The sequence below is a fragment of the Limnobacter sp. genome (assembly GCF_036846585.1).
In the GTDB taxonomy this organism is placed as follows: Bacteria; Pseudomonadota; Gammaproteobacteria; order Burkholderiales; family Burkholderiaceae_B; genus Limnobacter.
This window is the reverse complement of record NZ_DAIUBR010000001.1, coordinates 196,115-204,620: the sequence shown is the minus strand read 5'-3', so window position 1 is coordinate 204,620 and position 8,506 is coordinate 196,115. Positions and strand designations below refer to the sequence as shown.

7 protein-coding genes are annotated in these 8,506 nt (G+C 52.6%); 5 read left to right on the top strand and 2 right to left on the bottom strand.

Annotation, left to right across the window (positions count from 1 at the left end):
• Positions 1-247: hypothetical protein (locus V7028_RS00895; RefSeq protein ID WP_334118222.1), on the top strand; the 247-nt coding region annotated here is incomplete at its 5' end.
• 61 nt (positions 248-308) lie between these two features.
• On the top strand, positions 309-842 hold the full coding sequence (locus V7028_RS00890) for a hypothetical protein (RefSeq protein WP_334118221.1): 534 nt from the start codon (positions 309-311) through the stop codon (positions 840-842).
• Positions 843-864: 22 nt separating this feature from the next.
• Here the strand turns inward: V7028_RS00890 and V7028_RS00885 are convergent, their stop codons facing one another.
• Both V7028_RS00885 and V7028_RS00880 read right to left on the bottom strand, forming a co-directional pair.
• Positions 865-1,062 carry a hypothetical protein gene (locus V7028_RS00885; protein ID WP_334118220.1) on the bottom strand — a complete coding sequence of 66 codons (198 nt, stop codon included), beginning with the start codon at positions 1,060-1,062 and terminating at the stop codon, positions 865-867.
• 42 nt (positions 1,063-1,104) lie between these two features.
• The gene (locus V7028_RS00880) at positions 1,105-1,392 is read right to left on the bottom strand and encodes a hypothetical protein (RefSeq protein WP_334118219.1); all 288 of its coding nucleotides are present in this window, start codon (positions 1,390-1,392) and stop codon (positions 1,105-1,107) included.
• A 148-nt stretch (positions 1,393-1,540) separates the two neighbouring features.
• On the opposite strand from V7028_RS00880, the gene V7028_RS00875 reads away from it, so the two are divergent.
• The 3 genes from V7028_RS00875 to V7028_RS00865 all read left to right on the top strand — a co-directional run bounded on the left by V7028_RS00875 (position 1,541) and on the right by V7028_RS00865 (position 8,504).
• The gene (locus V7028_RS00875; RefSeq protein ID WP_334118218.1) at positions 1,541-2,188 is read left to right on the top strand and encodes a hypothetical protein; all 648 of its coding nucleotides are present in this window, start codon (positions 1,541-1,543) and stop codon (positions 2,186-2,188) included.
• A 113-nt stretch (positions 2,189-2,301) separates the two neighbouring features.
• Positions 2,302-7,947, top strand: coding sequence for an excinuclease ABC subunit UvrA (uvrA, locus tag V7028_RS00870; protein WP_334118217.1), 5,646 nt, complete (start codon positions 2,302-2,304; stop codon positions 7,945-7,947).
• Positions 7,948-8,048: 101 nt separating this feature from the next.
• Positions 8,049-8,504 (top strand): hypothetical protein, encoded by a 456-nt coding sequence (locus V7028_RS00865; protein WP_334118216.1) that lies wholly within the window; start codon positions 8,049-8,051, stop codon positions 8,502-8,504.
• Positions 8,505-8,506: the final 2 nt, after the last annotated feature.

Genomic DNA, 8,506 nt, shown 5'->3' with positions numbered 1-8,506 from the left:
CTTTTCAGGACATCAAGCAGGTTTGTTTCGGGGCCATGTAGCCGCAATTCCTCAAGCCGATAAGGTGAATTGGTGCACTGGTCAGGTTGAAAAAATCCTGAAGCGGGCCAGTAAATTGGGCGCAGAGCAGGGCCCCAAGGTGAGTGCAGCCATGACTAACCTGAGGATTGCTGCGCAATACACTCGTCAAAATATCCAGTCCGATCTGGATACCAAGGTTGTTGCTTTAAACAGAAACCTTCATTAATTGAAAAAGGAGCAACAACATGCCAATTGAACAAATTGCGAATTGTTCGGGTGTCAGTTCGATGGAACTGATTAGCCATGCCCAAGCCATTTATGGAACGATGCGCGACAAAGCGGTTGAATCCCGGCAGGTGTCCGGGATTGCCAGCGCAGTCGGTGAAATCGGAAAGTCTCTGACGCAAAGTGTGAAAACAGCCCAGAAAAATGGTGCCAAAGTGATTCTTTGTGAGGAAGACAACAGCGTCGCGCTGGATGTAAAGAAGGTTATCAAAATGTTAAAGGGAAGCTCCGACATCCTGCACGACGTATCAAAAAAGCTGAACTTTCATGCAAAGGCCTACGAAAGCCAGTTGAAGTCTCATGATCATTTGATGAGTGGGTTTTTAAGCAGACTACCCTTGTGGACAAGAGTAGGTACCTGCGAGAAGCAGGCCAATGGTTGGATGACTCAGCAGAAAAATTACCTGCAATCCAAGATGGCGAAAATTGAAGAAGCCGAGATGGACGTGGTTGGCCTTCAACGCATGCTGGGAGTTGAAGTAAGCCCTCGTATGAGATTGAAACCTGCTGCCCAACAGCTGATGAACAGTTTGTAAGGTTAAAACTGCGAAGGCTTGCTTAGCGGGCTTTCGCAGTTTGCTGATTTTTTCGAATCAATTGAATTCGTTCGTCAGCACCCGGATGGCTGTCTGGATACGAAGAATTTTTAGCCCTCGAACCGTCTATGCTACTCAGCCTTTCATGCAGCAATTCAAGCGTAGCCAGGTTGCGCCCTTGTTTAACAAACAGTTCAAATGGTTTGAGCTCAAATGCCAAGTTCCAAACCAAGTGCATCCCCCATGCTGTCACCAAATGCTCTCAAATAGGCGCCAAATGGAAACAATACGAAATAAGCCAGCACCCAATTGCGCCGAGGCTTGAAAGCATGGCCATGGCTTGTATGGCCACTTGTGCCTGTTCTTGCGATGTACTGTCTTCCGGTGTGGGGGTCTCTTTCCTTATTGGCATCGAAAAATCGAGCAGATATGTGGCTTTGCCGAACTCGCCAAACAGTGCGCCGCACTTCGGCTCGGCATTGCCAAACTTTGAAGTATTCGCGGCCTGCACCATGAAAATGAACTTGTCAGGAGTGTTTGCGTTGAGCATTGTTTGGTGTTTGGTGAAATAAAAGATTTAAGTGGCTTGGGCATTGGGTAGTTCATTTGCGAAATATTCAGCAGAACGGTCGTATCCGGGAACCATTTTTGCATGTTTTTCCACGAAGCGCTCCTTAACTGATTCAGGAGCGTTGACCGTGCAGAATTCGATTGGAAGTCTTCATGCCCAGCTACAACACAGCACCGCCGTGCTGGATGGTTTTATTTCTGATGTTCAAACTTTGAAGAAGGAATCCAGTGCGTTGACCAAATCGGTCAATTCGCTGGCAAAAGATTATCTGAAGCAGTGCAAACGTTTTGCAACACCTGCAAGTGTGGCCAATCCTGTGATTCAGAATCTTACAAATTTACAGGCATGCAGTAATCTGGTTTACGACCAGGCCGATAACTTGAAAGGCTGTCTGGATGCTGTGGTGAAAAACAGTTACAAACCCGATTTAAAGCGGGCAGATCATGGCAAACCCACAAAAAGACTGGTCCAGGCCGAGCAAGAGGCCGCCACCTTCGAAACCCACATTCGTTTGGCAGAAAGTTTGGTGGCCACTGTTTTACCCAAGCATGAAGCCCCAGCCTGCCACAATGCATTACCGCAGGCTTATCGCCATCTTGGTGATCTTGATTCAGCCTTTGTGGCGGCCCAGGATTCAATCACCACCAGTGTTCAAACACCACTGCTTGGGCAGTTGCGACTGGGAACGCTGAAGGCTGCTGCAATTCAATTGCGCGATCAAATCGAGTCTCGTGGCGTACGCCAGCGGGTCCCGCCCTTTTCACAGAACCGATAGGCCAAAACAGGTTTTCATAATTTCCATCAAGCAGGCGGCTTAAGCCCGGTTAAGTCCGCCTCACCCATTACAATCAAAGTCATGTAGCAACTGTTTTACCCCGCAGGCACCCCATGACTAGCAAAGCAAAAAAAGATCAAAATTCTCAATACCTTGGCAATGTAATTCGCATCAAGGGTGCCCGCCAGCACAACCTGAAAAATATCGATATCGACATTAAAACTGGCGAAATCACGGTGTTCACCGGGGTTTCTGGCAGCGGTAAAAGTTCCTTGGTGTTCGACACCTTGTATGCCGAAGGCCAGCGCCGCTACGTTGAAACTTTTTCACCCTATGCGCGGCAGTTTTTGGACCGCATGGACAAACCCGATGTAGACAGCATTGAAGGCGTGTTGCCCGCCATTGCCATCGACCAGGCCAACCCGGTGCGCACTTCCCGCAGCACCGTGGGCACCATGACAGAAATCAACGACCACCTGAAGTTGATTTATGCCCGCGCCGCCCACCTGCATTGCCGCCAGTGCGGCCAGTGGGTGCGTGAAGACACGGTCGCCACCATCAAGCAATCGATACTCGACAAGGCGGCAGCACAGAATGACCCGCGCCTGGTTGTTACCTTCCCGGTGCGTGTGCCTGCAAAATTTACCTCGCAGGAAATTGAAGACTTTTTAAGTGCACAGGGTTACACACGCATACACCGCGAAACGCCGATTAAAAAAGGCCGCAGTGTAGTTGAAAAGCTGCTGGATGTGGTGCAAGACCGATTCCGTGTGGCGGGTGTTGAAGAAAGCCGATTCAGCGATGCTGTGGCCAGCGCCTTGCACCGGGGCAAAGGCAAGGTGAATGTGTTTGCCTTGCCAGAGGAAAATGGCGAAGAGCAAGAACCCTGGCGTTTTTCTGAGGGCCTGCACTGTGCCACTTGCGATCTGGATTATTCAAGCCCGCTGCCCAGCCACTTCAGTTTCAATTCGCCCTTGGGCGCCTGCGACACTTGCCGTGGTTTTGGGCGGGTTATCGGCATTGATTACGGCCTGGTGATTCCCGATGAAAACAAATCTCTGGAAGAGGGCGCGGTAAAACCGTGGACCACGGAGAGTTTCAAAAGCTGCCAGAAAGACTTGGTGCGCTTTGCCAAAAAACGCGGCATTGCCACCAACATCGCTTACAAGCATTTGCCCGAGGAACACAAGATGTGGGTGATTGAAGGCGATGCAAATTTTGATGGCAACTGGGAAGGCAGTTTGTTCTATGGTGTGGCCCGTTATTTTGAATGGCTTGAAAGCCGCACCTACAAAATGCATGTGAGGGTAATGCTGAGTAAATACCGCAGCTACACACCGTGTGGTGATTGCGGTGGCGCACGCCTGAAGCCCGATTCATTGTTGTGGAAATTGCCCAGTGATTCGGGCAAGCACGGCATTCATGAAATCATGCAAATGCCTTTGTTGACAGTGGCGCAGCTTTTCAAAAACCTGCAACTGCCAGGGGCTTTGGATGAAGCCAGCGACTTGGTGCTTCAGGAAATTCGCACCCGCTTGGGCTTCCTGATTCAAGTGGGTTTGGGTTATCTAACTTTAGACAGGCAAAGCAGAACCCTCAGTGGTGGTGAAGTACAGCGTATTAATTTAACCACCGCACTGGGCAGTTCACTGGTGAACACCTTGTTTGTTCTCGACGAGCCTTCGGTAGGCCTTCACCCGCGCGACATTGCACGCGTCGCCCAAGCCATGCAGCGTTTGAAAGAAGCAGGCAACACACTGGTGGTGGTTGAACACGACCCACAACTGATGAACCAGGCCGACAGGTTGGTGGACATTGGCCCTGGCCCGGGCGAAGCAGGTGGCAACATTGTGTTTGATGGCGCGCCCGGAAACATTGCAAAATCCAGTTCACTGACGGCCCGCTATTTGAAAGGCGAACTGAAAGTGGTGGAACACGGCGCGCCGCTGGGCGATGCCAAACAGCACATTGAAATAAAAGGTGTGCGTGCAAACAACCTGAAAAGCATCGACTTCAAATTGCCGCTGAACCGCTTGGTGGTGCTCACCGGTGTATCAGGTTCAGGCAAAAGCACTTTGGTACAAGACGTGCTGGTGCCCTCGATTAAAAAAATCAAGGGCGAACCCACCGAGGCACCTGGTGAATTTGATGTTCTTGAGGGTATTGAACACATTGCCGAACTTGCTTTCGTAGACCAAAGCCCGATTGGCAAAACCACACGCAGCAACCCCGCCAGTTATGTGGGTGCCTTTGATGAACTGCGCAAACTGTTTTCCAAAACAAAAATTGCCGTAGAACGCGATTACAAACCCGGCTTTTTCAGCTTCAACAGTGGCGACGGCCGCTGCCCCATGTGCGGCGGCAATGGCTTCGAGCATGTTGAAATGCAATTCTTGAGCGACGTGTATTTGCGTTGCGGCGAATGCAATGGCACACGCTACCGCCCGGAAGCTTTGGAGGTAACACTGGAACGCAGGGGCCAAGTGCTGAATATGGCCCAGGTGCTTGAACTGACCGTAGACCAGGCGCTTGATTTGTTCGAGAAAGACACCGCCTTGCTAAAAACCCTGCAGCCTTTGGCGCAAGTGGGTTTGAATTATTTGCGCCTTGGTCAGCCCGTGCCCACGCTTAGTGGTGGAGAAGCCCAGCGTTTGAAGCTGGCGGGTTTTCTGGCCAAGCTCAAACCCACAGCAAGTGGCCAGAAAGTGGCCAAGCGCGGTGACCTGTTTGTGTTTGATGAGCCCACCACCGGTTTGCATTTCGACGACGTGGCCAAGCTGATGCGTTCGCTACGCCTGTTGCAGGAGGCGGGCCACAGCGTATTGATTGTTGAGCACAACCTGGATGTAATTTGCGCAGCCGACTGGTTGATCGACCTTGGTCCCGAGGCGGGTGAGTACGGTGGCGAACTGGTGGCCCAAGGCACACCAGAACAAGTGTCCAAAGTAAAAGGCAGCCACACCGGCGTTGCAATCAAGCAGTACCTTGCACAAACCAATTTGCTGGACGCGGCTGACTTGAACAAAGGCGCGCAAAGCAGGGATCATTTGATCGCCGAGGCGGCCGCGCTGTATGGGCTGAACAATGCACACACCAAGCGCGGCCTGACCGACGGCATTGAAATTCTGCATGCGCGTGAACACAATCTGAAGAATGTCAGTCTGACCATTCCGCGCGAAAAAATGACCGTGATCACCGGGCCTTCCGGCAGCGGGAAATCCACCCTGGCATTCGATATTTTGTTCAGTGAAGGCCAGCGCCGCTATCTTGAAAGTTTGAATGCTTACGCACGCCAGTTTGTGCAGCCCGCTGCCAAGCCCGATGTGGACGCTATTTTTGGCATTCCGCCCACGGTGGCGATTGAGCAGCGCACCAGCCGGGGTGGCCGCAAAAGTACGGTTGCAACGGTGACCGAGGTGTACCACTTCCTGCGCCTTATGTTTGTGAAGCTGGGCATTCAGCACTGCCCCACTTGTGAAGTGCCCATTGCCCCGCAAAGCATGGACAGTATGCTGGCGCAAATCATGCAGCACTACAAAGGGCAGGAAATCACCTTGCTGGCGCCGCTGGTGCAGGGCCGCAAGGGCATATACAACGAAATTGCCAAATGGGCTGTGGACCGCGGTTATGAAAGCCTGCGTGTGGATGGTGAATACGTGCCCACCAACCCTTGGCCCAAACTGGCCCGCTACCAGGAGCATCACATTGAACTGCCCGTTAAAACTTTGGGTATTCAAGCCAAGAGCGAGAAAGAACTGCGCGAAGTGCTGGCGCTGGCGCTTGAATATGGCAAAGGCACCGTGATGGTGGAAGCGCCGGGCAAAAAAGGTGAATCCCCTTTAATCCGTTTTTATTCCACCAAGCGCGCCTGCCCCAGCTGCGCACGTAGCTTTCCCGAACTGGACCCGCGCCTGTTCAGCTACAACAGCAAACATGGTTGGTGCGCCAACTGCTTTGGTGTGGGCGAAGAAGTGGAAGGCTTCGATGCGGAAACCACTGGCGAAGAAGGCAAGTGGCTTTCCGAGCAAGACAAAAGCGCAGAAGAAGGCGCGGAAAATGAGGAAGGAACCTACCTTCGTGAAAGCATGGTGTGCGCATCATGCAATGGTCAACGTTTAAACCCCACTGCATTGGCCGTGAAATTCAAGAACAGCAATATTGCGCAACTGGCTGACCAAACGGTAAGTGACGCATTGCAGTGGGTAGACCAGCTTGAACTGAATGAACGCGAAGCCGCCATTGCGAAAGACATTCGCATTGAAATGGCCGGGCGTTTGAAATTCCTGAAGCAAGTGGGGCTGGATTACCTGCATTTAAACCGCAGTGCCCCCACCTTGAGTGGTGGCGAAGCGCAGCGCATCCGCCTGGCTTCGCAGCTGGGCACCAACCTGCGAGGCGTGTGTTATGTGCTGGACGAACCCACCATTGGCCTGCACACCCGCGACAACCACCGCCTGCTGGATGCGCTTGAGGAACTTCGCGCCAAGGGCAACACGCTGGTGATTGTTGAACACGACATTGATACCATGCAGCGTGCCGACAGACTGGTGGACATTGGCCCCGGCGCGGGCAAACTGGGTGGAGAAATCATTTCACAGGGCACTGTGGCTGAAGTAACTGCGGACAAAAATTCGCTGACAGGCCGGTATTTGAAAAGTCCAATTCCTTGCCTGCCCAACCCCAAGCGTCCTGTGGAGAAAGACACGCCACGCTTGCGTATCAAGGGTGCAAAACTGCACAATATCACCGGCCTGAATGTGAACATTCCACTGGGCCGTTTGGTGGCCATCACTGGTGTTTCCGGCAGTGGAAAATCGACATTGGCGCGCGACATTTTGTTGGCCAATATGCGTCAATATGTGTTGAATCAAAACAAGAAAGGCAAGCCCACCCACCGCTGGTTTGGCTGTGATGCAATTGAAGGGGTTGAACAAGTGGCCCGCGTGCTTGAGGTAGACCAAACCCCGATTGGCAAAACCCCGCGCAGTTGCCCCGCCACCTACATTGGCTTCTGGAACCGAATTCGCAATGTGCTGGCCGACACCATTGAAGCCCGCATGCGCGGCTTTGCAGCCAACCGCTTCAGCTTCAATGCCGGGCCTGGCCGCTGCCCGGTGTGCGATGGCCAAGGCATGCAAACCATCGAGATGAATTTTCTGCCCGACGTGAAAGTGGTGTGCGAAGCCTGCCGTGGCAAACGCTTCAACCCGGAAACCTTGCAGGTCACATGGCGCGACAAAACCGCTGCGGAAATTCTCAACATGAGCTGTTCTGAAGCGGCGCCGTTTTTCGAAGCTCACCCCGCCATCGCACAGGCTTTGCAATTGCTCAACGATGTGGGTTTGGGTTACCTCACCATAGGCCAACCCAGCCCCACGCTCAGCGGTGGGGAGGCACAGCGAATCAAGCTGGTCACGGAATTGGTCAAGGTGCGCGAAAACAAGGCCGGTGTGCAAATGAGTCCACCCACCCTGTATGTACTGGACGAACCCACGGTGGGCTTACACATGAACGACGTGGAAAAGCTGATTGCCGTGCTGCACAGGTTGGTTGATGCAGGCCACACCGTGGTGGTGATTGAACACGATTTGGATTTGATCGCCCAGGCCGACTGGGTGATCGACATGGGCCCGGAAGCCGGCATAGGCGGTGGCCAGTTGGTGGCGCAGGGCAGTCCTCAAGAAATGGCCAAAGCGAAAGGTAAAAAAGTTGGCCACACTGCCCATGCCATGGCGCAGTTTTACAGCACTAGAACCTGACATTTACCAGTTTTTTGTGGAACTTTCCGGCCGCATTTGTTCCTCAGGTGTAAGGGGATTTTTCCCCTATTGTTTTGCTGAATTTCAAACAAGGGGAATACATGCCGGCCAGTCCCTCCGGAGTAGGGGGTTCACCATCCTCGCCTCCTCAAAATGTCGTTGCGCAAAGCGCCGCCAGGTTACCCTCGGGCAGAAGGTCTGTGGGTGAAGGTGGTGTGTCGAAGGCTGCCTTGGTCATTTGGAACAAGCTCAGCGCGAGCCTCGCCCATGATCCTGCGGCAAACTGGAATAACGCACTGAATACTGCGGATGAACTTGCACGATCCGTGTGTGGTCAAGACCTTCCCAAAGATTTGCAGGCGGATTTGCTGGGCAACTTCAAGTTGCTCGAGCAAACCTTGAGCGGGCTGAAAATCACCCCGACCGACGATCATCCAGATCCTCACGCCTACATCAAGAACAGGCTTTCTGTTTTTAAGCTCAACATCGTTACAGATTCCGAGAATTTAAGAAAACTCCACAGCCTCAAAATCAACCCTCAAATTAATCAGAATTGAAC

Excerpts from the sequence above, each read along its gene's own strand:
- V7028_RS00880 (WP_334118219.1), bottom strand. The coding sequence starts at position 1,392 with ATGCTCAACGCAAACACTCCTGACAAGTTCATTTTCATGGTGCAGGCC.
- V7028_RS00890 (WP_334118221.1), top strand. The coding sequence starts at position 309 with ATGGAACTGATTAGCCATGCCCAAGCCATTTATGGAACGATGCGCGAC.
- uvrA (WP_334118217.1), top strand. The coding sequence starts at position 2,302 with ATGACTAGCAAAGCAAAAAAAGATCAAAATTCTCAATACCTTGGCAAT.
- V7028_RS00865 (WP_334118216.1), top strand. The coding sequence starts at position 8,049 with ATGCCGGCCAGTCCCTCCGGAGTAGGGGGTTCACCATCCTCGCCTCCT.